Genomic DNA, 25,442 nt, shown 5'->3' with positions numbered 1-25,442 from the left:
GGACGCCAATAATAGATAACACCAGAGAGAGCTACGCCATGTCCTCATACAAGACGCCGCTGCTGGCTGCCATCCTCAGTGCCGGCCTGATGTCCGCTGCTGCCCAGGCAGAAGATCAGCTGCTTATCGGCTCCACCTCTACCTCCTCCAGCCAGTACGGCTATTTCGTGGCCGTCGGCCAGATCATCAACCAGAAAGTCGAAGGGGTTCGCGCATCGGTCGTCGAAACGGGAGCCACCGTCGACAATCTTCGCCGGATTCTTCGCGGTCAGCTCGATATGGGGCTTGTCACCACCAATGTGGGCTATCACGCCTACTCGGGCGAAGGTGAGTTTGCTGATCGGCCGGTAGATAACCGTCTGCTGTGGGTGTATTCGGCAGCCCCGCAGAATGTGGTCATGCGCGAGGATGCCGGGGTGTCGTCGTTGACCGACCTGAACGGAGTTGGTCTTAACCCAGGTATTACTGGGTCGGCTACCGAGGCGACAACGCTGGCCGTCATGGAGACCTTGGGCATCTCACCCGACTACGTGCGAGGCTCCACCACCGACGTCGTGGCCGGTGTGAAGGACAACCGCATTGCCGGTTACGTCAAGTCCGGGGTCGGCAACAAGCTCGACGGATCCTCCATGGACGTCGCCACCTTTACGCCGATTCAGGTGTTGTCACTGGACGAGGATCAGGCGAACACCCTGCGGGAGCAGATGCCTGACATCTCCGTGGTAGATATTCCAGAGGGCGCGGCCGAAGGTATGCCTGCCTACACCACCTGGAGCTTCGGCCTCGCCATGCATTCGTCGCCGGACCTGGATGAGCAGATGGCGTATGACATCGTCAAGGCGGTCATGGAGAACCCAGATCCGCAGGTGAGCGCATTGGCCAACCTGGCGAATGTGGACATCGCCGAACTCACGTTGGAAAGCGGCACGGTTCCCTTCCATCCAGGCGCCGCTCGCTATTTCGAAGAGCAGGGCTACGAGATTCCTGACCACCTGCAGCCGGTGGAATAATCTCAGGAGCCCGGTTCCATGCGTAATAAAAGCTTGATGTTGGTCGCCCTGGTTCTCGGTGGCTTCATTTTCTACACCTCGGCAACAGGGCCATTCGATAGCCTGGTACATCGAAGCGTTTTTCTTGCGCTGGTGATTGGACTGGGCCTTCTCAGCTTCCCTCTGGGCGCAGGCAAGCCATGGCGTCCAGTTGGGATCACCGTTGATGTCATGCTTGCCGTTGGTGCCATCACCTCCTGTCTCTATGTCACGGTAAAGGCAGATGACATCCTGTCGACGCTGCCCTGGGCGACCACTCAGGACAAGCTCATGGCAGCGACGCTGGTGCTCACCATCCTGGAAGTCGCGCGGCGTGCCATCGGCTGGATTTTTCCCATGCTGGTAGCGCTTGGCATTGCCTATGCGCTGTTCGGCAATCTGCTGTCTGGCCCGTTGAGTCATCGAGGTTTCGACACCGCTTTTGTGACCGAAACGCTTTTCCTTGGTGACCTGGGAATCTGGGGCATGCTGCTTGGTGTGGCGGCGACCACGATCGCTGCGTTCGTCTTGTTCGGATCATTGCTGCTGCATACGGGAGGGGGCCAGACCTTCATTGATCTGTCGATGCGCATTGGAGGCCGAAGCCAAGGTGGAGCAGCCAAGATTGCCACGGTCGCGTCGAGCCTGTTTGCCATGGTGAGTGGCAGTGCGGTGGCCAATGTCGCGACCACAGGCAACTTCACGATTCCGATGATGAAGCGCTTGAAGTATCCCGCCGCTTTCGCCGGAGGCGTCGAGTCGGTGGCCTCGACGGGTGGTCAAATTGCACCGCCCATTCTGGGAGCCGCCGCATTCATCATGGCCGAGATCCTGGGCGTCAGCTACGTCACTATCGCTCTGGCGGCGCTGCTGCCTGCCGCTCTCTTCTATGTGGCAGTGTTTTTTACCATTCACGTGGTGGCGGTGCGGCGTGCGCTGCCGCTGGTGCCCGAGGCCGACTTGCCACGCTGGCCGGACGTACTGCAGTTCAGACGAATCGTGCCCATTCTGGCGGCCCTGGGCGGCCTGTTCGGTGGCGTACTGACAGGCTACTCCATCCAGTACTCCGCGTTTCTGGGCATAGCGTCGCTACTGCTGTGCTACGTGACCTTCGGCATTCTGGACCGCACACCCCCCGCGCAGATGGTGCGGATGCTCATGACCGGGCTTGAAGACGCTGGCAAGGGCATGGTCATCATCGGTGTCCTGCTGGCAGGGGCTCAGATCCTCGTCGCGATGCTCAACATGACCGGTATCGGAGTGACGCTATCCACCCTGGTGGTGAGCGTGGCCGGCGAGCAGCTTTTCCTCGTGGCGCTGATCGTTGCCGTTATCTGTCTCATCATGGGGATGGGCATTCCCACCACCGCGGCGTATGTCCTGGTGGCCGCTGTTCTGGCGCCGGCCTTGACGCGTATGGGCGTTGAGCCGCTGGTCGCCCATCTCTTTGTCTTCTATTTTGCGACGATCTCGGTGATTACCCCGCCGGTGTGTATCGCGGTTTTCGTTGCGGCAGGCATCGCTCAGGCGGGATGGTTGAATGTGGCCGGTCATGCCGTACGCCTTGGCGCCGCCACCTACATTATTCCCTTCCTGATTCTGGCCTACCCCGCATTGATTGGCATGGGCGGTGCGTGGGAAATCACCACCGCAGCCCTGCGAGCCCTGGCGTTTGTCCTGGCCTTCGCCGGAGCCTTGGGTGGAGCCCGATTGACAGGGCGTCGCTGGCTGGATGCCGCCATTCTCCTCATCGTCGGCATTCTAGCGGTCTTGCCGGGCCTGGCTCCGGGCTTGGTTGGCGTCATCGGGCTGTTTGCCCTGTATGGCTGGGCTTGGAATGTGGCACGTCGTAACCAGCTGCAGGGAGCATCATGATGAACGATTCCGAGTCTGTGATAACGCGCATTGCGATAGTGGGATGCGGCACGATTGGCATCTGTTGGGCCGCCTATTTCCTTTCGCGTGGGTTAGAGGTCAGTGCGTATGACCCGGACGCTTCTGCAAGAGCCGCTTTTGCAGATCTTGTGGCTGCCGACATGGAAACACTGGGGGGCTCTCCACGTGAGCCCAAGGTATGTGGCGCTCTAGCTGATGCCGTCGAGCAAGCGGAGCTGGTGGTGGAGAATGCGCCGGAGTCAGCAGAGGTGAAGCGTAGGCTGCTGGCTGACATTCAACGGCTGGCCCTTCCGTCGGCGTTGATCGTCAGCAGCACGTCGTCGATGCAACACTCCGATATTGCCTTGGATGCTCCGGAACCGTCGCGAATCGCGATTGCTCATCCCTTCAACCCTCCCCATCTGGTGCCGCTTGTCGAGCTCTACGGGACGGATGCAGAGGTTGTCGACAGGCTCGCCACCTTTTACCGAGGCATCGGCAAGCAGCCCGTGGTGATGAAGAAGGAAATGGTGGGGCACATCGCTAACCGTCTGACGTCTGCGGTGTGGCGCGAGGCGTTGTACCTGCTGCAGGAAGGGGTCGCCAGTGTCGAAGACATCGACCGGGCGGTGACCGCGGGCCCGGGAATGCGCTGGGCGATACAGGGTCCTTTTCTGACATATCACCTGGGGGGTGGAAAGGGTGGAATCAAGCACTACTTAGAGCACCTGGGTCCGAGTCAGCAATATCGCTGGGCCAGTCTGGGCTCCCCGACGGTGGATGAGGCGCTCAAGAGTCGTGTCGTCGCTGGTGTCGAACAGGCGGCTTGCGGTCAGTCACTGAGCGAACTTTCTGCTCAGCGTGATGCCCAGTTGGTGGCGCTGCAGCAAGCCATCGAGGCTGCACCTCAGTCTGCACAACCGCCCGCACACCAGCCCGCAGATCAGCCCGCGGAGGTGAAGTCATGACATCACCTTGCTTGTTGATGGTCGCCCCCAACGGCGCTCGACGTACCCGGGTCGATCACCCGCAAATCCCGCTGACGCCAGAGGCGCTAGCCGCCGATGCGCTCGCCTGCCGTGATGCGGGGGCGGCCATGGTGCACTTGCACGTGCGTGAACCTGATGGCCGTCATCTATTGGATGTGGCTGCCTATCGAGACGCGCTGGGCATGATCCGTGCAGCTGTCGGCGATGACATGGTGCTGCAAGTCACCAGCGAGGCGGGTGGGCGTTATGACCCACAGGCCCAGAGGAAATTGCTGGAAGAGCTTCGTCCTGAATCCGTCTCGGTAGCCGTGCGCGAGCTGTTTGGCGACCCTCAGGAGGTCGCAGCGAGTGGCGCCGTTTGCCGTAACCTTCAGGCCGAGGGGGGCAGTGTGCAATACATCCTCTACTCCGTTGAGGACCTGCTCCACTTCAACCAGCTTCGCGATACTGGGGTCTTGCCATCCGGCAAGAGCTTCCTGCTGTTTGTCCTGGGACGCTATGAGACACCGCCGGTGGCGGATCCGGCTCGCCTGCCTGAATTTCTGAAAGCCCTGACACCGGGTGATAAGTGGGCCGTCTGCGCCTTTGGGCCGACGGAAGCCGAGTGCATGGGGTTGGCCGCAGCGCACGGTGGGCATGCCCGTGTGGGTTTCGAGAACAACCTCTGGCGCCCCGATGGCACTCTGGTGAAAGACAATGCGGAGTTGGTGCGCTTGACGCGCGAGCGGATTGAAGCCAGCGGCCGCAGCATCATGAAGCCTCGTCAGGTGAGAGAATTCCTTGGTTTGCCCTTGGTGAGATCCGGGAGGCTCGCATGACTGTTGTCGTAGGCTGTGGGGCGGGTTTCTCGGGTGACCGTACCGACGCGGCGGGGCCACTGGTGGAAGCTCTGCTGCACTATGATGCGCCGCGTGCCCTGATGTTCGAAACGCTGGGAGAGCGAACCCTGGCGGCCGCTCAGTTGGCGCGTCTGCAAGACCCCAGCAGAGGGGTAGAGCCCCTGCTGGAGGCGTTTCTTGCCCCCGTTCTGGGTGATTGTTTGCGTAATGCCATTACCGTGTTGGGAAACTTCGGTGCGGCAAACCCTGAAGCCGCAGGTGACCAAGTGGCAGCGATGGCACAACGGGCTGGCGTCAAGGATGCCCGCATCGCGGTGATTCAGGGGGATGACGTTCGCCAGCAGATTCACTCGCTTGACTGGCAGCCGTGGGAGGGCGAGCACCGCGAGCTGCCAGACAGCAACGACGTGGTGGCGGCCAATGTGTACCTGGGGGCGGATGCACTGGTCGAGGCACTGGCGCAGGAGGCACAGGTGGTGGTCACAGGACGTGTCGCCGATCCCGCCTTGGCCTTGGCCCCTCTGCGCTACCACCACGGATGGGCGCGCGATGACTGGGACCGGATCGCCGCCGGGACCTTGGCGGGCCACCTGATTGAGTGTGGTGCACAGGTGACAGGAGGGTACTTTGCCGATCCCGGGGTCAAGGATGTTCAAGGCATGCACTGCCTGGGATATCCCATCGTCGAGGTAGAGCGCGATGGCAGTCTGATAGTGACGAAACCTCCAGGTACAGGAGGCTTGGTGACGGAGCAGACGGTCAAGGAGCAGCTTCTTTACGAAATTCATGATCCCGCCGGCTATGTGACACCGGATGTGGTGGTGGACTTGACGGGCGTTGAGGTGCGGCAAGTGGGCCGTGATCGCGTATCGGTCAAAGGGGTGCGAGGGCACCCAGCGCCGGACAGGCTCAAGACGACCGTCAGCTTTCTGGATGGTTATCAAGGGGAAGCGGAAATTTCCTATGCCGGGCCTAACGCAATGGCTCGAGCAAAGCTCGCCCAGGATACGTTGCAGCGGCGGTTGGCAACGCGCTGCCCCGCTGACATGAGGACTCGCTTCGATGTCATTGGTATTTCCAGCGTGTTCGACGGTGATGCGGCAGTGTGGCGAGACAGTCCAGGAAGCTCCTCCGAGGATATTCGGCTGCGTCTGGCGGTGGAGCATAAACAACGTGCGGCGGTTGAGCTCGCGACACAGGAGTTGCTGGCGCTGTATTGCTGCGGCCCCGCTGCAGGTGGCGGTGTGCGTCGACACCTGAACCGCCGGCTCAAGACGGCCTCGTACCTGGTTCGCCGCCAAGATGTCACACCCAGCGTCAGCATCCGCAATGGGAGTTGAGGATATGTCTCGTGAACGACGGTCTCTTTATCACTTTGCCCATGCTCGCGCTGGCGATAAGGGCGACCGACTGAACCTGGCCGTTTTCGTCTACAAGGACGAGCACTACCGCTGGCTACTGGATCAGGTGACCGAGGAGGGGGTGTATCAGCTCTTCGCTCATCGTGGTGTCACCGGGGTGAAACTCTATCCCATGCCTAACCTTGCCGGGATCAATCTTGTCCTGGAAGACGTCCTTCAAGGGGGCGTAAACGGTTCGCTCAACCTGGATGGCCACGGTAAGACACTCTCTTCCCTGCTGCTTTCAATGACGGTCGAGAGCCCCGTTTCGCGATAAATGGGACGGGCGACCGACAAGGTTGTTACGGCTACCTTCAGAGGGAACGTGGAGGACGTGCCCGAGGTCCGCTGAGTGGGCAGCCAGGTGCAGGCGACGGTGCGGCTTGCGAAGCAAAAGTGGGGCGAAGGGTGTTGCTCCCTGTCGCATCGTCTAGTGCTGCTGTGCTTTACAGCGGGGAAGACGTCAGGCGGATGATCACTCCGCCTGACGTGATTCGAATAGCTACGTCAGTGCTTGATCATGACATGTCTGACACAGGTGTAGTCTTCAAGACCGTACATCGACATATCCTTGCCATATCCAGATAGCTTCTGGCCGCCGTGCGGCATTTCGCTGACCAGCATGAAGTGCGTATTCACCCAAGTGCAGCCGTATTGCAGCCGGCTCGAGAGGCGATGGGCGCGCCCGATGTCCTGGGTCCATACAGAAGAGGCGAGGCCATAGTCGGAATCATTGGCCCAGGCTAGCACCTGCTCTTCTTCTTCGAACGGGGTCACGGAGACCACTGGGCCGAATACTTCGCGCTGTACAATTTCGTCGTCCTGACGTGCACCCGCGATAATGGTTGGGGCAAAGAAATTGCCAGACCGGTCGAGGGCCGTCCCGCCGCTGACCACTTCAATATGCGGCACGGCTGCAGCTCGCTCTACAAAACCTTGTACGCGCTTCAGGTGGTCTGCAGTGATCAGGGGGCCCATTTCGACGTCTTCTTCATCCTGGGAACCGACCTTGATCTGGCCCACCGCGTCTTTCAAGCGGGACACAAAGTCTTCATAGACGTTTCGTTGGACATATAGGCGGCAGGCGGCGGTACAGTCCTGGCCAGCATTATAGAAGGCGAAGTTGCGGATGCCTTCCACTGCATCATCAAGGTCAGCGTCGTCAAAGATCAGTACCGGCGCTTTGCCCCCTAGCTCCATATGCATGCGCTTCACGCTGTCTGCAGTAGACGAAACGATAGCACTGCCCGTACCTACTGAGCCGGTCAGAGATACCATGCGTACCTTAGGATGACCTGTCAGGGGTTCGCCGACCGTGTTGCCTCGTCCATGGACCACATTGACGACCCCTGGTGGAAAGATGTCGGCCATGGCACTGGCGAGTGCCAGGCTCGTCAAAGGAGTGTGCTCGGACGGCTTGAGTACTACGGTATTACCCGCAGCAAGGGCCGGAGCAAGCTTCCATGACGCCATCATCAGCGGATAGTTCCAAGGTGCGATGGATGCCACTACTCCCAGTGGGTCTCTGCGGATCATGGAGGTATGCCCCTCCATGTACTCACCTGCAGCAGACGCACTCATGCACCTTACCGCGCCGGCGAAGAAACGAAAGACATCAGAGGCACCTGGAATCTCGTCTTCAAGAGACTGCCGATAAGGCTTTCCGCAGTTGTCTGACTCCAATCGGGCTAGCATTTCTTGGTGAGAATCAATCCAGTCAGCCAGTGCCAGCAGCTTGGTAGCGCGAAATGCTGGTGTCGTCAGCGACCAGCTGGTGAATGCTGCATCGGCAGCTGTTACGGCTTCCTCAACCTGCTCAGAAGTTGCCTCATTAAGCGTGCACAGGACTTCATGATTGGTAGGATCAAGAACGTCCAGAGGAGCGCCTTTACCTTGACATAAAGTGCCGTTGATCAATAGCGAGTAATCCATGGAATATCCTTACGCGAGAGTGGTATCAAGGCGTTGACCAAGCAAGCGGCTAAGCCCTTCGATCTCTTTGCCATTGAGTTTAACGAAGTAGTGCATGGGCGGGACGAGCGTCCAAATAAAGCAACCTGGTAGTGTGACTAAATGCACGGTTGCACTGGAGTCAGAGACTCCCCGCCGGTAAGTTGCCATTTCAATATCAATCAGCGATGACAGCGTTGACAGCTGGGGATGCTGAGCAAGCCAGTCACTGGCAGCCTGCTCACCAGACCATTGCGTTCCCTTTCTCCAGTACGCTTCACCGAGAGGCGCCTCAAGGTTGTCAATCTTCAGGGTGATGTCTAGCTTGTAGATTCTAGAAAAGAAACGGCGCTTCTCGACGTAGCGCAAGATCATATCGCCACCATCGAAGCTTCCCGATCGGCTCATAGGGCCGATACGTTCGCTGCAACCTAGTTGCTTGGCCATGAGTTCGAACGCCATGTTTGCGCGCGTTTCGATGTTGGAGAAGAGTCTCATCGAGCGGAAGCCTCAGTCACTGGAGCGCTGTCTTCGGGACTGGTGGTATTGTGTTGGGCGTATAGTGATCCCAGAGGCGTCGGTGTGAACAATGGAATCTTCTTGAACTTTAACCAAGCCACTGCGTAGACAATGATAATGGTCATGAAGCCCCCTGCGATCGCGTAGATCTGGGCTTTCATCGCTCCTTCGGGATGAATGGTAACGATCATGTAGATACAGGCCGCGATACCCACTATTTGGGGAATCGGAAAGAAGGGGGTCGAGAAGGGCCGATGTACATTGGGATACCGCTTACGCAGGATCATGACGTTGATCTGGGCAATAACGTAGGAGAGCAGCCATGTCACGCAGGACGCCAAAATCATGGTAGCGATAAGGTCCATGCTGATGCTCAGCATGAAGGGGATGCACAGTAGAAGAAATACGCTAAAAATGCCTACCCAAGGAGTACGGAAGCGGGGGTGGACATAGGTGAAAGCTCGAGGCAGTAAGCCCTCTCTGGCAAGGCCGTAGAGCATGCGAGGTACAGCAGCCATGTGCGAGTTGATGGAGCTGGCACTGGCGAGCACCGTAATCATGACCATAAAGATCTTTCCAGCCTGCCCGAACAGCGCCCCGGCCCCATCTACCTGAGGAGCAGTAGAAGATTCGAGCACGTCGAGGGGAACGTAACGTGCGATAGCTTGGCCGAACAACATATCAGCGACAAAGATGGTCAGAAGGCCAAACAACATGGCCTTGGGAATCGTCTTTTCCGGCTCTTTGACTTCTTCCGCCATGGGAGCGACGTACTCGATGCCAACGAATAGCCAGATACCGAGTGCTAATGACTGAAGTACGACTTCCCACCCTTTAGGGTTGAACGGAACCTGAGTGGGATCTGTGTGAGTACCCCATTCCATCAAACCCAGTACACCCATGACTGATGTACCTATGATCATGGAGCCGGTTGTGAATACCTGGACGGAGCCGAATACCCCGACTCCCACCAGGTTCACGGCAAGGAAGAGCACCAGGAGAACGACCGCGACGAACGTAGCACTGATGCCAGGGACCAAGCTTTGTGCCGCGAGCCCTGCAGTGATCGACTCCATGGCTCCGGCAGCCGACACCAGTACAATGTAGCCGCCAAGAACGCTGACAATTGCCATGAAAGGGCCCATGGCTACCATCGTATAGTCGCCGATCATCCCCGCTCCGGGCATGAAAGATGAAAGCTCAGAGTAGGAAAAAGATACAAGGATACTCACGATCATCGCGATAAAGGCACTGACGATAAACGCTGGGCCCACCAGGCCCATGCTATAACCAAGTGTCACCATGGTGGTGCCAGCCACGACCAGCCCCGTACAGGTGGAGAAAGCTCTCCAGAAGCCTAGAGTTCTTACAAGTTCGTTGCTCATTTTTGTCGTTCCACTGTGATGGATATTATAAGGCAGGGCTCGTTGTTTTATTTAAACACTGCATTCAGGAGCTCAAGATGTGACGCCCGCGTCAAATAGTGATGATGGAGTCTTGATGGTCAATATCTGAGCGGTCGCCAACGATTTTTGTAGCGGTAGACGAGAGATAGCGTGTTTTCGTGTACGTTTAATTGATCAGTAGTAAAGCGTCCTAGTAGTTATATGCCTGGCGGATGATGTCTAAGTAACTGTCGACCGTCATTTCTTTGGCATTACTAGCGTCTGAGATATTCTGTTTTGATTTTTCAGCAATGCTATGAAAATCCGCTTCCTGGACGCCGGCTACTTCAGAGAATTTCGGGATGCCGAGCCGTTGGCTCATGTTGAAAAGCACGTCGACGGCAGCCCTGGCGGCATCTGCTTCGCCGAGTTGCGGGTCAACCCCCAGGGCAAAGGCTACTTGAGAATGCCGTTCCAGATCCGCGTCACAGTTATGTCTGAAGATAAAGGGCAGGAAAATGGAGTTCGCAACTCCGTGAGGAGTGTCGTACATGCCTCCGATGGCTTCTGAAATGCAGTGCACGCTGGCGATGTCTGCATTGCCAAAAGCCATACCTGCGATCAGGCTGGCGACCATCATTTGCTCTCGCGCGCCATGGTTATCGCGTTCTTCTACCGCAGGGAGAAGGTTTGAACTGATCAGGCGAATGGCGTGCAGCGCTAGAGCGTCACTGATGGGGTTAGCCATCTTTCCGGTGTAGGCTTCTATCGCATGTGTTAACGCGTCCATTCCCGTAGCTGCCGCGATTGCCGGAGGTAGTTGGGCAGTGACCTCCGTATCGAGTAGTGCTAACTCAGGAGCTAGCCTGACGTCCAGCAGGCTCATTTTATACTGTCGTGCAGAATCGGTGATCACCGAGAAAAAGGTGACTTCGCTCCCCGTACCCGCTGTAGTCGGAATAGCCACTAGAGGAAGAGGGTCGGTGACAAGGGTATTCTCGCCTTCATAGTCCTCGATAACTCCTTCATGAGTCATCAAGACCGCGATCGCCTTGGCAGCGTCAATAGCGCTACCACCCCCTACCGCCAAAAGGCCTTCGATATCTGCACCCCGATACTCGTTGGCTATGCGATTACAATCTTCGCTGCGAGGATTGGGCTTAACCTCAGTCGTTACCTTAAAGCTGATTCCCGCATGTTCAAGGCTTGCATAAATAGGAGAGAGAAGCCCTGCGGCTTCGATGCCCGGATCAGTGACTATCAGGATGCGTGTCAACTGCATTTCCTGAAGGTGTTGACCTACCTGTGAGCGCAGGCCCGGTTCCATCACGATTTTAGTGGGTAGCACAAAGGGAAAGTTCATGGTGTCTCCAGAGCTGTTATTATACGAGGGGCATGGACGGGCATTCGCATGCCATGAAGTTGTCAGTCAAGTGGGGAATGTCTAGCCATGATGTGCCTTACCACGCTGTAGTCTTGGAGCGAATCACTCGAAAGCTCCTTTCCATAGCCGGATCGCTTCAGTCCGCCGTGAGGCATTTCGGTAGCTAGCATGAAATGGGTGTTGATCCACGTGCAGCCGTATTCGAGTCGGCTGGCAAGATGCATTGCCTTATCCATGTTTGTGGTCCAGACGGAGGAGGCAAGTCCATATTCGGTATCGTTCGACCAATCCAGGGCCTGAGATATTTCATCAAAGCGTGTGACTGTTACGACCGGGCCAAAGACTTCACGCTGTACAATTTCATCCGACTGAAGACAGCCAGCAAGCAATGTTGGTTGGTAAAAGAAACCGCTCCCGGAAGGAATTGCCGCGCCCGTAATGCGTTCCACGTGGGGTTCTGTCAATGCCCGTTCGACGAAGCTGGCGACGCGATCACGCTGGCGTAGGCTGATCAAGGGGCCCATATCGTTGTCTTGATCGTTGCGCTGGGCAAATCGGAGCCGTGAGACGGCGTCGCCCAGCCGCTCTACCAGGCGGTCATGAATACCTGATTGGACGTAGATGCGGCACGCTGCAGTGCAGTCCTGCCCGGCATTGTAGTAGCCGTGTCGGGTGATGCCTTCGACCACGAGGTCCAGGTCAGCATCATCGCAGACGATGACGGGAGCTTTGCCACCAAGCTCAAGGTGGGTGCGCTTGAGTGAATTGACCGCCTCTTTCAACACCTTTTGGCCCGTGACGATGTCTCCGGTGAGGGAAATCATCCGAATATCGGAGTGTCGGGCTAGCAGGCTGCCTACGTTTTCACCACCACCACAGACGATGTTGAGACACCCCGCGGGGAGTATGCCTTCTAGATGGGTGGCCAGTTCAAGAATCGAGAGTGGCGTGTGCTCAGATGGCTTGAACACTAGGGTATTACCCGCTGCAAGCGCAGGAGCGATCTTCCACGCCGCCATCATCAGTGGATAGTTCCATGGGGCGATGGATGCGACGACACCAAGTGGTGCTCGCTGAACCATGCTGGTATAGCCGGGAACGTACTCAGCACTGAGTTGCCCATATTGACAGCGGACGGCCCCTGCGAAGAAACGAAAGACGTCGATGGCTGCGTTCAGGTCGTCGTTCAGTGCCTGATGCAGAGGCTTGCCGCAGTTCAGTGATTCTATTTGTGCCAGGGAAGAGGCCCTTTCCTGAATCAAGCTGGCAATTTCGAGTAGAGCTGTCGAGCGCTGCTGTGGCGTCGTGCGTGACCAAGTTGCCTGGGCGCGACCGGCAGCGGCGATGGCCTGCTCGACTTGTTCCATGCTTGCTTCCCGGACCTCAGCGATCACCTTCCCAGACGTGGGATCATGGATGCTTTCAGCTCGGCCCTCACCTTCGACGAGACAGCCATCGATAAGGAGCTTTGTAGTGAACGAAGGGCATGGGACTGAGGTCATGAGATTCTCGCTTGCAAGGATGGGAGCCGAGTCCAGCGACGCGCTCTTTTACGCAGTTCGGCAAGACTAAGCGGGAAGCAAAGTATCGACAATTTCTTATTTTCGAGGGTAGGTATCGATTTTTCTGTGGGCTCGAGGATCAAGAAGGACTTGAGGAAGTAACCGGTGCACTCAGCGTCTGGTGTCACCGTGACCGCCGCGAACGACGGACAGGAAGGCATCAACGAGGGCTGGACGCTGTGATCCCCTGCGCCAGGTAAGGCCAACGTCCAGGGTGTCGTTCAAGTCATGCAGTGAACGTGCCTCGATGATGTCGCCCTCAAGCGACCAGGGACGGTATGTCATGTCGGGCTGTATCGAGAGTCCAAGGCCGGCAGCGACCAGACTGCGTACTGCCTCGGTTGAGCTGGTTCGCATGGTGATGTTCGGGGGAGTGCTAAGGCGTTGCCAGAAAGCACGGGCGCTATGCTCCATTTCATCCACGTTCAACTGAATTAGCGCCTCTGCCGCGACGTCAGCGAGAGAGATGCTGTCATGCTCGAGAAGAGGGTGTCTCGCGGGTAGCCAGAGACGGTAAGGAGAATGCACCAGTACTTCGGTTTGCAGTGCCTGGCGATTGGACAGGTTGGAGAGTATCAGCACACCGACGTCAATTTCCCCGCTGACAAGCAGGTGTTCAACATAATGCCGCTCGTCTTCGACCACGGTGATCTCGACTCGCGGGTAGGCCAGCTGAAAGCGCGTCAACAGGTCGGCCAGGAAGTACCCGGCGACGAGACTTGTCACGCCGATGACCAGCTGGCCGGACTCTTGATGCGTCGCTTCCTGTAGATTCCTCTTGGCGTTTTCTACAGTGCTCTGAATCAGGTGCGACTGGCGCAGGAACTGATGACCTTGATGGGTTAGCGTCATACCCTTCGCGCTGCGGGAAAATAGCGACACTTCGAGCTCTTCCTCGAGCTGCTGGATGGCCAGCGTCAGAGTCGATTGAGAGACGAATACTGCCTGGGCTGCCGCTGAGATGGATCCCAGTTCAGCGATGGCGATGAAGTAGCGTATTTGCTTTAGGGTCATGGTCTAGTATTTAAAAAAACGATGGCGTGCTTAGGGTATAGGGTTTTTCTGCTTGGTGTCAGATCACGGAGCAGTGAGACGTTGGAGAGCATGACGTCCTGGACCCAACAAGCTGTCTCGTTCATGGAGGTGGAGAGCCCATAGCAGGAAGGCGAGTGGGCTGGTAGTCAGGATTTTGGTCCAGATGGCGTTCGCCGTTTGGCTGCGCGAGCGATCTTGGCTAATAGAGCTCAACCTCCAGCAGGAGAGGCGAATGGGTCCTTTGGGTAGCGAGGCCAGCGCTTCGTTTCATCACTCAGGCATCTCACATTCGGTCAGTGCTGTGGCTGTCGCTAGTGTGCATAATCGTCAACAGCATGCAGGCGAGCAACGATGACTCGCTGACGGAAAAGGGAGCCCTGGAGCGTATGCTGGTCTACAACGCCACCAAGCAGCAGTTTATCGATGATGTGCGAGCCAACGTCATCACCGACGCCATCGAGAACGAGGTGGCGCGTAGACTGAACCGCAACTCGCCACGCAGTGAGGTGACGTCCTGGGAGAACTCCCTGCGCTTCATGATGAGCGTTCTGCTCGACGAGGGCATTCCTGCATCGGCGGGGGTCGCCATCGAGTACAACATTCCGCTGACCAATCGCCGGGTGGACTTCATCCTGACCGGCAAGAACCACCAGCGGGACGATGCGGCGGTTATCGTGGAACTGAAGCAGTGGCAGTCCGTCGAGGTGACGAAGAAGGATGCCATCGTGCGCACCCAGTTGGGTGGTGGCGTGCGCGAGACCAACCACCCGTCGTATCAGGCGTGGTCCTATGGCGCGCTGATCGAGGACTACAACGAGACGGTACGCTCCGAGTCGATCCGCCTGGTGCCCTGCGCCTACCTGCACAACATGAAGCAGGGGCACGCCATCAATGATCCCTTCTACGAGCACCACACGCGCCGTGCGCCGGTCTTCATCTCGCAGGATGCCCTGAAGCTCTCCGAGTTTTTGAGCCAGCACATCAAGTACGGCGACAGCAACGACATCATGTATCGCATCGAGCATGGTGTGATCAAGCCGAGCAAGAACCTGGCGGATGCCCTGGCCTCGATGATGCAGGGCAACGCCGAGTTCCTGATGATCGACGACCAGAAGCTGGTCTATGAAACTGCGATCGATCTTGCGCATCGCGCAGGCAGCGGCAATAAGCAGTGCCTGATCGTCAAGGGCGGGCCAGGTACCGGCAAGTCGGTGGTGGCGATCAACCTGCTGGTGGAGCTGACGAAGCGCGAGATGATGACCCAGTACGTCTCGCGCAACTCGGCCCCTCGTGAGGTCTTCAAGAAGAAGCTGACCGGCACGCGCAAGAAGACGCACATCGACAACCTGTTCAAGGGCTCAGGCAGCTACGTCAATGCCGAGCCGGATACCTTCCATGCGCTGATCGTCGACGAGGCGCACCGCCTGAACGAGAAGTCGGGCATGTATCAGAACCTGGGCGAGAGCCAGATCAAGGAGGTGATTGCCGCGTCATGCTTTTCGATCTTCTTCATCGATGAAGCGCAGCGTGTCACGCTGAAGGACGTGGGTACGGTCGAGGAGATCCGGCGGCGGGCGGCCGAGGGCGGCGCCGAGATGCAGGAGCTCGAGCTGGCGTCGCAGTTTCGCTGCAATGGCTCGGATGGGTACCTCGCCTGGCTCGATCACGCGCTTCAGATTCGCACCACGGCCAACACCGACCTTGAGGACATCGACTACGACTTCCAGGTGTTCGATGACCCGAGTGCCATGCGCCAGGCGATTCTCGAAAAGAACCGCAAGGCCAACAAGGCACGTATGGTGGCGGGCTATTGCTGGCCCTGGGCCAGCAAGAAGGACAAGCAGGCCATGGACATCGTGTTTCCCGAACATGGCTTCGCCGCCCAGTGGAACCTCGATGACGACGGCATGCTGTGGGCGATCGCCGATGGCTCAGCAGAGCAGGTCGGCTGTATCCACACCTGCCAGGGGCTCGAGTTCGACTACGTCGGCGTCATCATCGGCGACGACTTCGTGATTCGTGACGGCCGCGTGGTGACAGACGCGGCCAAGCGGGCAGGTCAGGATCGCTCGGTGCATGGCTACAAGACGATGCTCAAAAATGATCCTGAGCATGCCCATGCCCAGGCGGATCAGATCATCAAGAACACCTATCGCACCTTGATGACGAGGGGCCAGAAGGGCTGTTACGTCTATGCCACGGACCCCGAGACCCGTGAGTACTTTGCGGCCTTTGCTCGCTCTCAAGCAGCGGCTGAGCGGCTGGATGCGCCCGAGGAAGCCGAGACGCTGGATGGCTTGCATCTTCCCATCGTGACGCGTGATCAGGCCGCGCCGTTCGAGCGCCATGTGCCCGTGTACGATCTGAGCATCGCCGCCGGTGAGTTCAGCGAGATGCAAATCGCCGACGCCGAGCACTGGGTCGAGCTGCCGGACTTCATGCGTGCGAGCCCCGACCTGTTCGTCAGCCGGGTAGTGGGGGAGTCGATGAACCGGCGCATCCCCAATGGCGCCTGGTGCCTGTTCCGTGCCAACCCCGGCGGCACGCGGCACGGGAAGGTCGTCGTGGTGCAGCATCGCGCCATTGAGGACCCCGACCATGGCGGCAGCTTCACGGTGAAGCTGTATCAGAGCGAGAAGGTCGAGGAGTACGGCGAGTTCGTGAACCAGCGCATCGTGCTGAAGCCCCAGACCAACGCCTTCGGTTACAAGGACATCGTGCTCGAGGACGAGCTTGAGGATCTGAAGGTCATCGGCGAATTCCTCTCCGTGCTGTGAGCGAGTGGGCGGTCGGATCGCCGCCTATACCGATGCAGGCTAGATAGCGAGCGGCAGAGCAGGCATGCTCACCGCTATCCGATACCGCAGAACCAGGTGAGCCCTAGATGTTAGACCCGTTCAAACAGCTCCGTGACGCCATGGACCAGTTCGCCACCGAGCGTGACTGGGACCAGTTCCACTCCCCAAAGAACCTGGCCATGGCGCTGACGGTGGAGGCAGCTGAACTGCAAGAGTGCTTCCAGTGGCTGACCGAGGCGCAGTCCAGGGAGCTGGATGAGCAGCAACTGGCCGCCGTGCGCGATGAAATTGCCGATGTTCAGCTCTACCTGATCCGGCTGGCGGGCAAGCTGGACGTGGATATTGAAGCGGCATGCCGGGCGAAGATGGAGAAGAATGCGCAGAAGTATCCCGCCGACCAGGTGAAGGGGAGTGCGAAAAAGTACACGCATTATCAGGATTGACGTGATGTGTCTTCGCCTGTCGGTGCTGCTTGACCGCTGAGCACGACGCTGGCCCGAATTCCCCGCCACCTGGCCGTCAGGTGGCGGGGCTTTTGCATCATGCCTTTCGTCATGAGCGGGCTGGTGTTACCTGTGATAGCTCAGGCGCTGCGATTGTCGCGCTTGAGAAGATAGGCGGCTAGGTAGAGCACCGTGAAGACTAGCCCTAGAGCGGCCGCGGTTCCGAAGACATTGCGGCCATCGCCCGGAACAAGTTCCAGGAATGAGGTCAGGAACTGTCCCAGGAAGATCGCCATCGTCAGGTAGGAGAGATTGCGACCGCGAACCGAAGGATGGCTGCGTTCCACCGTCATATGATTGAGCAGCGGGATGGAGAAACCGAAGCCCAAGCCGGCTAGTAAGGCCCCGACATTCATCAGGGACATGCTCTCGGCCTGCTGGAAGATGAACAGGCTGGCGGTATAAAGCAGAAAGGCCAGCACCAGAGTCGGCATTTCGCCCAGCGCACGCGACACCTTCGGCATCAGCATTGCGGCCACCACCGCGACCAGTGAGATTGCCGCCAGGAAGATACCGGTGGCTGCCTCATCCAGCCCGAGAAGATTCAAGCGCATGGGCAGCATGACGATGGCCGTGAAGAATAGCGTCATCGAGATGGCTGCTGCCAGGTAGGTGCCATGAAGCGAGGATAATGGCGCGGCGGCCTGATTCTGCCCGGGCTCTGCCTCAGGGGCGGAAGGGGACTGTCTCGGCACCATTATCCACAGCATGGCCAGTAGCCCCCAGGCCAGCAGGTAGAGTAGGAATGGCATCTGCCAGGCGATACCCGCCAGTACGCCACTGACGAGCAAGAAGATCACCCCACCAAGCTCGATGGACATGCCCTGCTGGGAGATCATCGCCAGACGGGCATGACCGTGATACCACTCTGAGATCAGGGTGGTGCCGCCTGCCATCACCACCGCTGTCACGCCACCCAACAGGATGCGATCGGCAAACACGGCGACGGTGCCCTCCAGCAGCGCCCCGCCTGCTCCCAGCAGGCCATACAGCAGCAGCCCCCCCACAAGCGAGGGATAGGCACCGATGCGATCTATCATGCGCCCGGCGATCGGCGCGAACATCACGGCACCCAACGACGGCAAGGTGATCAGCCAGCTGGCATGACTTTCCACCTGCAGGGCAGAGGCGATGTTCAGAAGCCCGGGGGCTACTACGGTTCCCACCATGATGGTCAGGCAGGCAATGGCCAGCAGTGTGAAACGGCCACCGGCAGAGAGAGTTGGCGAGGACTCGCGTGCACCCTGCGCGACGAGTCCAGTGGTTGATGTCGTCATATAGGCTCCACTCGTGTTCAGGGCCTCCGTATCAGCGGATGCGCGGCATCGGCCTACCCAAGTAAGAGGCAAGGAGGGACGCGAAAGGCAACAGCTAATGGAGGAAGGCTTAGCAGGCCCTCAGATTAACGAGTACAGACTTATAGTAGAAATGACGATAATCGATATGACTTATACTATCTGAGCATCAGTAATCCTCGAGGGCAGTCATGGAACTCCGCACTCTGAAAACCTTCGTCTCGGTGGCGACGCACAGAAGCTTCTCGGCCGCTGCACGTGAGCTGCATACCGTGCAGCCCGCTATCAGCCGCCAGATAGCCGACCTCGAAGCCGAGTTGAACGTGAGTCTGCTGTGGCGCAATACCCGGGAAGTGCGTGTCACGGCGCCGGGAGAGGCATTGCTGGAGGAGGCGCAGGCACGCAAGCGCGTGGCGATGGCAGCCAGCGGCCAGACCGGCACGCTGCGTATCGGCTATATGAGCTCGGCCTGCGCGAGCTTCGTGCCCGGGTTGATGCGCGATTTCGCCGCCACCCACCCAGAGGTGAGTCTGACCTTGAATGAGATGAGCGCTCAGCAGCAGCTGGATGCATTCGGACGTGACGAGATTGACATCGGACTGTCGCGTCCGCTCCCCGTCGAGCACCGAAACGCCTTGGCTACCCTGCCTGTCTACGAGGATCGTCTGATGGTGGTTGTGCCGGAGGGGCATCGTCTGGCGCACCGCAAGCGGCTCGCCCTCAGCGAGCTGGAGCAGGAAGACTTTGTGCTATTTCAGCGCAAGCATGCGACCGGGTTGTTCGACCAGATCATCAGTGCCTGCGGCGATGCAGGCTTCTCGCCGCGCATCCAGCGCCAGCCAGCCTTGATGCAGACACTGCTCAGTGAGGTCGCGGCTGGGGTGGGAATCGCCATCGCGCCCGGCTGCATTCGACGATTGCAATGTGATGGCTGCCGGTTTATCCCATTGCGCCCGGCACTCGGGGCAGTGCCGCTGGAGTTGCACTATCCGACGACACCGGGACGACCGGTGATCGACGCCTTCGTCGCACTGGTCGAAGAGCGCCTCCCCGCCATCCGCCAGCAGATGGCGTGAGGCTCAAGCAGGGGCAAGGACGGGCTGGTCGTTGGTGTAAACCTCTGGCCACGGAGGACCATGGCTACTGAAAGTGGCAGCCGCTTAGCTCGCCGTTAGAGTCTCGGACTAGGCGCCGCATGGAAGGGCCTGCCTGATGCCGCTTGAAGCTCTCTACATGTTTAAGAGGCTTCCTGCCAAGTACCACAATCATACAAGGTGAACGAACAGGGTTGTCGACGCCTGCCAGCAGCGAGTAGACGCTTGTATCTTGAAGCACTTTTCTGAAGTGTTTAAGCGCTAGCCTATGACGCATCATTATTCCAAGCGCAGGGTATAACGCGACGACCAGCAGGGGAGCTCAGTTCCAATGTGACATCATCAAGGCCTTGTTTACCGGCGACTGGGAGTACCTCAGTTGGCTGGATAGCTTCGCTATCGTCTCAACAGGCTTCAGGAGGAGTGCCTGCTTTCCGCATGCCGAATACGCTTCATCGTGTGATTACCTGCTATCAGGGGTAACGGGGCCGAAATCTCACTTTTCCGGTGGTCCGGGTCCTTGGAGAAAGATTACCTTTGCCTGAGACTCGCAAAGCCCCCTCTTGCGAACTCCATCGTTCAAGGGGCCGGTCCCAAGCTACATGAGATGAGAAGGTAGGCGCCGAGCTTTGCCTCGCAGGCCCAGCCAGGCGTTGATGAAGAGGGTCAACAGAATCAATGAGCCGCCGAGCAGGGTCGCCTGTGGTGGCTGCTCATCCAGCCAGTACCAGACCCACAGTGTGCCAAAGACTGCTTCAATCAAATAGAACAGCGCCACTTCCGCCGATGGCAGGTGGCGGGTCGCGTTGTTGATCAGTGCGGTGGCCAATGGCATCTGCAATAACCCCATCAGCGCCAATACGCCGTAGCTTTGTGTTGTCAGGGCAAATGGCGTTGCCATCGGCCAGGCAATCAGTGCCGATAGGCCGCCACCTATGGCGATAAGGGGGAGTCTGTCCAGCTTCGGGTGACGGCGCAGCAGGGTGAGGTTGCCCCCGACAGCCGCCGCCGCGATCACCGCATACATATCTCCCAGCAGTCCTTCGCTGGAAAGCGACCCCGCGAAAACGATCAGCATGCCGGCCATGGCCGCCGAAATCGCTAACCAGATCCGCATGGCAACCGCCTCATGCAGAAAGCAACGCGTGAAGATGGCAGCAAACAGCGGGGCGGCACTCAATATGACGACAACATTGGCGACCTTGGTGTTCATGACGGCGAGGACAAACAGACTGGACGTGATCGCCAGCGTGATGGCGGAGCACAGGGCCGCGGCGGGATGTTCTTTCAGTGTTGCCAGCCGTCGGCCGCTTAGGCACAGCAAGCCGAGCGAGAGTGCCATCAAGGCGCCTCTCCAGAAAATGATGTTCCATCCATCCGTCGCCGCCAGGCGGACCAGCAGACTGTCGAAGCTTAGAACGGTGACGCCTGCCGCCGCCATGGCAAGGCCGCGTCCGTGGCCATGTAGAGGGAAGAACATTCAGTGGGCTCCTGCTGAGATGTGCGTTGGTCCTGGGGTCAGTCTGGGGTGATGGCGACGATGTCACAACGTCCCAGGCAGGATACGAGCCCTGCGCCTGGCGAGCTGTTCTCTTTACGACAGCATGGTTGTTGTCTTTTCCCCAAGGGCAGCCGCGATCAGCCAGTCCCTGAACAGGGGCGGGGCGCTAGCAAGCGGGCGACGGCGGTCGCGCACGACGTACTCAGCAAGGCTGGTGTTGTCGCTATACTTGCCATCACGCACAAGCTTGCCGCTGGCAATGGCGTCAGCGGCCATGGAATGCCGCGCCAGGCCAGTGTGGCGCGCCCCTCCCGCCGAGCTGTGTAGGCTATAGGGCAGGCCATGCGGCTGGCGTACGCGCAGCCACCCGGAGAATACGATGAGCGAACAACGCCCCAAGCCCGAGGCCGGTGGCCCTGCGCTGGAAGGCCATGCCGTTGAGCAGATTCCCGCTAAGACACTCCGCCCCCGTGAGCCTGCGGTGCGCTGGCTAACGCCTGATGAGCTAGCCGACTTACGTCGTGATATGGCCGAGTCGTCGGCCTGGATGCGCGCTGAACTCAAGCGTCGTAGGGCGCGTAGGCAAGACCAGTAGCACGTTACGGGGTTGGAGCTTGCTCCTGTCGTTCCGGCTGACGAGTGGTTGTGATTCAGATGAGACCACGGTGGAGGCGCTGTCGTGGTCTAGTGGGTGCCGTGGTGTGGTCGGTTGCTGAAGTGGTCCAGGGGCAGGCAGTGACAGGTGCTCTTCGTCTTTTCCCCAGTTGCCTTCTAGGGCTTGTCTGAAAAGTGCCTGCGCTCGGTAATACGGCGTTAAAAATCGTCTGGTACGCCAGCCCGGTCAAAATACTCATTTACACCACGTAAACTGCGCTTTCTCAACGATTTTTTCCTTATCTAACCTTCGCTCGTCGACTTTTCGGACAGAGCCGAGTCACCCGCGTTCTTTCATCGCCGGTGGCGAGTAGATCTGCTGCTGCTTTTCATCATTGTCTACGTCGTTTCCTCCAGTAACCACCGGGCGAACAGCTGCGTTGGGCGATGGGGCAGGCGCTGCCGGCGGATGGCAACGTAGTAGGCGCCACACACCATCGCTGTGCGGGAGGCCTGTACCAATTGGCCCTTGGATAGCTCGGCTTCGACAAAGTAGGCGGGAAGTACTGTCGCGCCGAGGCCATGTTCGGCGGCATCGAGCAAGAACCGGAAGTGCTCGAAGTGCTGGCCTGGAATCGACTTTATGGCCTCGCCATCGAGCCCGGCGCCTTGTAGCCAAAGGTATGTGGAAGATAGCTGAGGGGTGGGAGCATAGCTGCCGTGGTGCAACACCGGGTAGCGCAGCAGGTCTCTGGGGTCGTCTATCGGGCCATACCGCTCGAACAGGGCCGGGGTGCATACGACCACCAGCTCGCCTTGAATCAGGAAGTGGCTCTCGAACTCTGGCCATTGTCCGTCCCCGTAGAGAATACCCACGTCAAAGTCTTCGCTACCGTCGTAGAGGTGGCGAAGATCATTCATGATGTCGGTAGTCACCTCAGGGTGCTTAAGCTTGAAGTCCCCGAGTCTGGGCAGTAGCCAGCGAGAGGTAAAGGAAGGCTCCGCGCCGACGGTGACCAGGTCAGACGTTCCACTGCTGAGCGAGCGTGTCACGCCGTCGATCTGGTGCAATGCTTTCGATACCACGCTCAGGTACTGCTGGCCACTGTCTGTCAGGCTCAAGCGCTGCTTCTCCCGGTGAAACAGCGCGCAGCCAAGCTCGCGTTCCAACTTCTTGATCTGCTTGCTGACAGCGCTCAGGGTCAGGTTGAGCTCTTCCGCCGCCTTGGTGATGCTGAGATGACGGGCCGTCGTCTCGAAGCAACTGAGCGAGATCATGGTGGGCAGCTGACGACTCATCGGCGCGGTCCTGAAGGGTCATTCCGTTTTGGAATGATCTATGGAAAATAGATCGATATCACGTATCTGACAAGTTCCTTACTCTACCCGAGTCGGCCCGAACTGGGGCTCGTCCAACGGTAGAACAGGAACAAGACATGGGACATCAGGACACGCGCGCGGCGCTGCGAACCGATCTGGCGGCGGCCTATCGACTTTTGGATTACTACGGCTGGAGTGATCAGATCTTTACCCATCTGTCAGTTCGGGTTCCAGGTGACGAGCCGACATTTCTGATCAATGCCTATGGTCTGTTACCCGAAGAGGTAAGCGCATCCAACCTGGTGGAGATCGATGCTTACGGTAATAAAGTTGGAGAGGTGGATAGTGAGGTCAATCCCGCCGGGTTCACCATACATAGCGCTATCCATCTCCACCGGCATGACGCAGCATGCGTGATGCATACCCATACCATGGCCGGAATGGCCGTGTCGGCGTTGGAAGAGGGCCTGCTGCCGATCAATCAGACGAACATGGCCTTTTATCAGCGCTTGGGATACTACGACTACGAAGGCATTCCGTTGGACCTGTCCGTTCGGCAGCGCATCGTCGAAGCGCTTGGCAGTCACCAGGCGATGATCTTGCGAAATCATGGTCTTCTTACCGTGGGTCGCAGTATTCCCGAGGCCTTTTTCTACATGTATTACCTGAACCAGGCCTGCGAAATCCAGCTCGAGGCGATGAAAAGCGGTCGTCCGCTGGTCCTGCCCTCGAATGATGCCTGTGAGTTTACCGCCCGACAGTTCGAGCACCCCGACTATCATCAGGAAGGTGTTGACCTGGTCTGGAAGGCGCTGCGGCGCAAGCTGGACCGCATGGATCCGAGCTACCGGCAATAGTCCCTGGCGAACCGCGGCACGTCGTTCCGGACGACAGTGCCAGACAGGCCGTACCGGGACGTTGGCCTGATACCACAATGGAATCCTGAAGCTGGATAACTATAACAAGGTGGCACCCATGCAACATAAATCCGAATCATCGGCCGTGACCGATGAGACAACGCATCGCTCCCATCGCTATAGCGCTGCGCAACTTGCCAAGTTCCTGCTGCCCACTCTTCTTGGCGTGCTGTTGTTCCTTACTCCCATCAGCGTCGATGGCCGCCTGACGGTATTGATTGCTTTCGTTATCGACTATATCAATGACGTGATAAAGCCATTGATGGTGCCGGTAACCGTTGCCGTTGCGGTCATTCCCAGCGCACTGACGGTGCTGGTCACGTTCAGCTCGCTAAAGGAGCATCCCAATCGCTTCGTGCAGCTGCTGAATCCTGGAGTCGGATGGACGCTTATCAGGGTGGTAGGAGCCACACTGATGCTGATGACCTACTTCCAGTGGGGGCCAGAGTGGGTATGGCACCGCAACACCGGGGGCGTATTGCTTTACGACGTCGGGCCCGTGGTACTGGCCATCTATTTCCTGTCGGCCTTGCTGCTGCCGCTGCTGACCGATTATGGGCTAATGGAGTTCGTCGGTAGCCTTCTGTCTAGGGTTTTCGTCAAGCTGTTCGGGCTGCCGGGGCGTGCCGCTATCGACAGTCTTGCCTCCTGGCTGTCAGCGTCCGCCGTGGGCATTATCCTGACCACGCAGCAGTACCGACAGGGCTTCTATACCAGTCGAGAAGCCTGTGTCATCTCGACCAATTTTTCGATCGTGTCGATCGCTTACTCGTACCTGTTGCTGAGTTTGATCGGAATGCAGCATGTATTTCTACCGTGGTATGCCGCCGTCGCTTTCACCGGCATTGTGTGCGCCATCATCGTGCCAAAGTTACCGCCGTTGCGGGGTAAGCCCGATGCGTACCATCCCGTTGTGGGTCAGCAACTGGTGATGGACAAGCAGGCAGGGGAAGGGCTGTTTGCGATGGGGCTGCGTCGAGCAGTAGAACGTGCGGCCTCGGCTGCGCCACCGTTGGAACTGTTCAAGCGCAGTGTGCATGTCAGTCTCGATGTGGCGATCTCCGTATATCCCACGATGATGATCATTGGCTGTACCGGATTGGCGTTGATCGAGTTCACCCAGTTCTTCCACGTGCTGTCATTGCCTCTGGTGCCATTTCTCGAACTGCTGCAGCTGCCAGAAGCTGACAAGGCCGCTCCTGCGCTGCTTGCCGGCATTGTGGACAGCATCATGCCGCCGTTGCTCGGCGCCGGTATTGAAAGTGAGGTTACTCGGTTCGTGCTGGCAGGTGTCGCGGTCAACCAGATCATCTTCTTCACCGAGGCCGCGATCGTCCTGATTCGAGCAGGGATTGGTTTGAAGCTGAGGGACCTCATCGTGATTTATCTGCTCCGCGTACTGATCTCCTTGCCGATACTGTCTCTCCTGGGCCACCTGATCCTGGGATAAATCT

General features: G+C 58.4%; 22 protein-coding genes. 12 read left to right on the top strand and 10 right to left on the bottom strand.

The genetic code is table 11. The features are described 5' to 3' along the window. The first annotated feature begins 38 nt into the window (after nt 1-38). Genes KUW18_RS01520 through KUW18_RS01495 form a run of 6 tightly spaced genes read left to right on the top strand, consistent with a single transcriptional unit; the run spans nt 39 to nt 6,408 of the window. A complete protein-coding gene (locus KUW18_RS01520; protein ID WP_206943105.1) occupies nt 39-1,010 on the top strand; it encodes a TAXI family TRAP transporter solute-binding subunit in 972 nt (323 codons plus the stop codon). An 18-nt stretch (nt 1,011-1,028) separates the two neighbouring features. Next, nucleotides 1,029-2,903: a TRAP transporter permease gene (locus tag KUW18_RS01515; RefSeq protein ID WP_222560640.1), complete on the top strand. Its 1,875-nt coding sequence runs from the start codon at nt 1,029-1,031 to the stop codon at nt 2,901-2,903. Continuing rightward, nucleotides 2,900-3,871, top strand: a complete 972-nt coding sequence (locus tag KUW18_RS01510; protein ID WP_222560639.1) for a 3-hydroxyacyl-CoA dehydrogenase NAD-binding domain-containing protein — start codon at nt 2,900-2,902, stop codon at nt 3,869-3,871. The genes KUW18_RS01515 and KUW18_RS01510 overlap by 4 nt, the downstream gene beginning before the upstream one ends. After that, nucleotides 3,868-4,710: a 3-keto-5-aminohexanoate cleavage protein gene (locus KUW18_RS01505; RefSeq protein WP_222560638.1), complete on the top strand. Its 843-nt coding sequence runs from the start codon at nt 3,868-3,870 to the stop codon at nt 4,708-4,710. Before KUW18_RS01510 ends, KUW18_RS01505 begins: the two co-directional genes overlap by 4 nt. After that, entirely contained in the window at nt 4,707-6,071 is a 1,365-nt protein-coding gene (locus tag KUW18_RS01500) for an acyclic terpene utilization AtuA family protein (protein ID WP_222485440.1), read from the top strand. The genes KUW18_RS01505 and KUW18_RS01500 overlap by 4 nt, the downstream gene beginning before the upstream one ends. A gap of 4 nt (nt 6,072-6,075) precedes the next feature. After that, the gene (locus KUW18_RS01495; protein ID WP_261396381.1) at nt 6,076-6,408 is read left to right on the top strand and encodes a hypothetical protein; all 333 of its coding nucleotides are present in this window, start codon (nt 6,076-6,078) and stop codon (nt 6,406-6,408) included. A gap of 230 nt (nt 6,409-6,638) precedes the next feature. On the opposite strand, the gene KUW18_RS01490 is transcribed toward KUW18_RS01495, so the two are convergent. The 6 genes from KUW18_RS01490 to KUW18_RS01465 all read right to left on the bottom strand — a co-directional run bounded on the left by KUW18_RS01490 (nt 6,639) and on the right by KUW18_RS01465 (nt 13,945). Next, entirely contained in the window at nt 6,639-8,063 is a 1,425-nt protein-coding gene (locus tag KUW18_RS01490; protein ID WP_222161811.1) for a gamma-aminobutyraldehyde dehydrogenase, read from the bottom strand. 9 nt (nt 8,064-8,072) lie between these two features. After that, nucleotides 8,073-8,543 carry a hypothetical protein gene (locus tag KUW18_RS01485; RefSeq protein WP_222161812.1) on the bottom strand — a complete coding sequence of 157 codons (471 nt, stop codon included), beginning with the start codon at nt 8,541-8,543 and terminating at the stop codon, nt 8,073-8,075. Between the two features lie 32 nt (nt 8,544-8,575). Further along, the gene (locus KUW18_RS01480; protein WP_222161813.1) at nt 8,576-9,985 is read right to left on the bottom strand and encodes an APC family permease; all 1,410 of its coding nucleotides are present in this window, start codon (nt 9,983-9,985) and stop codon (nt 8,576-8,578) included. Nucleotides 9,986-10,196: 211 nt separating this feature from the next. Continuing rightward, entirely contained in the window at nt 10,197-11,348 is a 1,152-nt protein-coding gene (locus KUW18_RS01475; protein ID WP_222560636.1) for an iron-containing alcohol dehydrogenase, read from the bottom strand. 62 nt (nt 11,349-11,410) lie between these two features. Continuing rightward, on the bottom strand, nt 11,411-12,871 hold the full coding sequence (locus KUW18_RS01470) for a gamma-aminobutyraldehyde dehydrogenase (RefSeq protein ID WP_222161815.1): 1,461 nt from the start codon (nt 12,869-12,871) through the stop codon (nt 11,411-11,413). 171 nt (nt 12,872-13,042) lie between these two features. Then, the gene (locus KUW18_RS01465; RefSeq protein ID WP_206943087.1) at nt 13,043-13,945 is read right to left on the bottom strand and encodes a LysR family transcriptional regulator; all 903 of its coding nucleotides are present in this window, start codon (nt 13,943-13,945) and stop codon (nt 13,043-13,045) included. A 356-nt stretch (nt 13,946-14,301) separates the two neighbouring features. Between KUW18_RS01465 and KUW18_RS01460 the strand changes: the two genes are divergently transcribed. Both KUW18_RS01460 and KUW18_RS01455 read left to right on the top strand, forming a co-directional pair. Next, nucleotides 14,302-16,743 carry a DNA/RNA helicase domain-containing protein gene (locus KUW18_RS01460; RefSeq protein WP_261396380.1) on the top strand — a complete coding sequence of 814 codons (2,442 nt, stop codon included), beginning with the start codon at nt 14,302-14,304 and terminating at the stop codon, nt 16,741-16,743. A gap of 107 nt (nt 16,744-16,850) precedes the next feature. Next, the gene (locus tag KUW18_RS01455; RefSeq protein WP_222560635.1) at nt 16,851-17,207 is read left to right on the top strand and encodes a nucleotide pyrophosphohydrolase; all 357 of its coding nucleotides are present in this window, start codon (nt 16,851-16,853) and stop codon (nt 17,205-17,207) included. Nucleotides 17,208-17,347: 140 nt separating this feature from the next. Here KUW18_RS01455 and KUW18_RS01450 read toward each other — a convergent pair whose 3' ends face one another. Beyond that, nucleotides 17,348-18,544: an MFS transporter gene (locus KUW18_RS01450; protein WP_222560634.1), complete on the bottom strand. Its 1,197-nt coding sequence runs from the start codon at nt 18,542-18,544 to the stop codon at nt 17,348-17,350. Nucleotides 18,545-18,753: 209 nt separating this feature from the next. On the opposite strand from KUW18_RS01450, the gene KUW18_RS01445 reads away from it, so the two are divergent. Then, nucleotides 18,754-19,638: a LysR family transcriptional regulator gene (locus KUW18_RS01445; RefSeq protein ID WP_222560633.1), complete on the top strand. Its 885-nt coding sequence runs from the start codon at nt 18,754-18,756 to the stop codon at nt 19,636-19,638. A gap of 616 nt (nt 19,639-20,254) precedes the next feature. Here the strand turns inward: KUW18_RS01445 and KUW18_RS01440 are convergent. Together KUW18_RS01440 and KUW18_RS01435 are read right to left on the bottom strand one after the other, a co-directional pair. Continuing rightward, nucleotides 20,255-21,136: a DMT family transporter gene (locus KUW18_RS01440; protein ID WP_222560632.1), complete on the bottom strand. Its 882-nt coding sequence runs from the start codon at nt 21,134-21,136 to the stop codon at nt 20,255-20,257. A gap of 114 nt (nt 21,137-21,250) precedes the next feature. Next, entirely contained in the window at nt 21,251-21,433 is a 183-nt protein-coding gene (locus KUW18_RS01435) for a hypothetical protein (RefSeq protein WP_222560631.1), read from the bottom strand. 103 nt (nt 21,434-21,536) lie between these two features. On the opposite strand from KUW18_RS01435, the gene KUW18_RS01430 reads away from it, so the two are divergent. After that, nucleotides 21,537-21,752, top strand: coding sequence for a hypothetical protein (locus KUW18_RS01430; protein WP_206943077.1), 216 nt, complete (start codon nt 21,537-21,539; stop codon nt 21,750-21,752). A 398-nt stretch (nt 21,753-22,150) separates the two neighbouring features. On the opposite strand, the gene KUW18_RS01425 is transcribed toward KUW18_RS01430, so the two are convergent. Next, nucleotides 22,151-23,050, bottom strand: a complete 900-nt coding sequence (locus KUW18_RS01425; protein WP_206943076.1) for a LysR substrate-binding domain-containing protein — start codon at nt 23,048-23,050, stop codon at nt 22,151-22,153. Between the two features lie 137 nt (nt 23,051-23,187). Between KUW18_RS01425 and KUW18_RS01420 the strand changes: the two genes are divergently transcribed. Both KUW18_RS01420 and KUW18_RS01415 read left to right on the top strand, forming a co-directional pair. Then, nucleotides 23,188-23,928, top strand: coding sequence for a class II aldolase/adducin family protein (locus KUW18_RS01420; RefSeq protein ID WP_222560630.1), 741 nt, complete (start codon nt 23,188-23,190; stop codon nt 23,926-23,928). 118 nt (nt 23,929-24,046) lie between these two features. After that, nucleotides 24,047-25,438, top strand: a complete 1,392-nt coding sequence (locus KUW18_RS01415; RefSeq protein WP_206943074.1) for a YjiH family protein — start codon at nt 24,047-24,049, stop codon at nt 25,436-25,438. Nucleotides 25,439-25,442 lie beyond the last annotated feature (4 nt).

This window comes from Halomonas sp. DP5Y7-2 (genome assembly GCF_019802025.1).
Classification (GTDB): domain Bacteria; phylum Pseudomonadota; class Gammaproteobacteria; order Pseudomonadales; family Halomonadaceae; genus Halomonas; species Halomonas litopenaei_A.
Note: the sequence above shows the minus strand (reverse complement) of the source record. Positions and strands in the feature narration are given on the sequence as shown.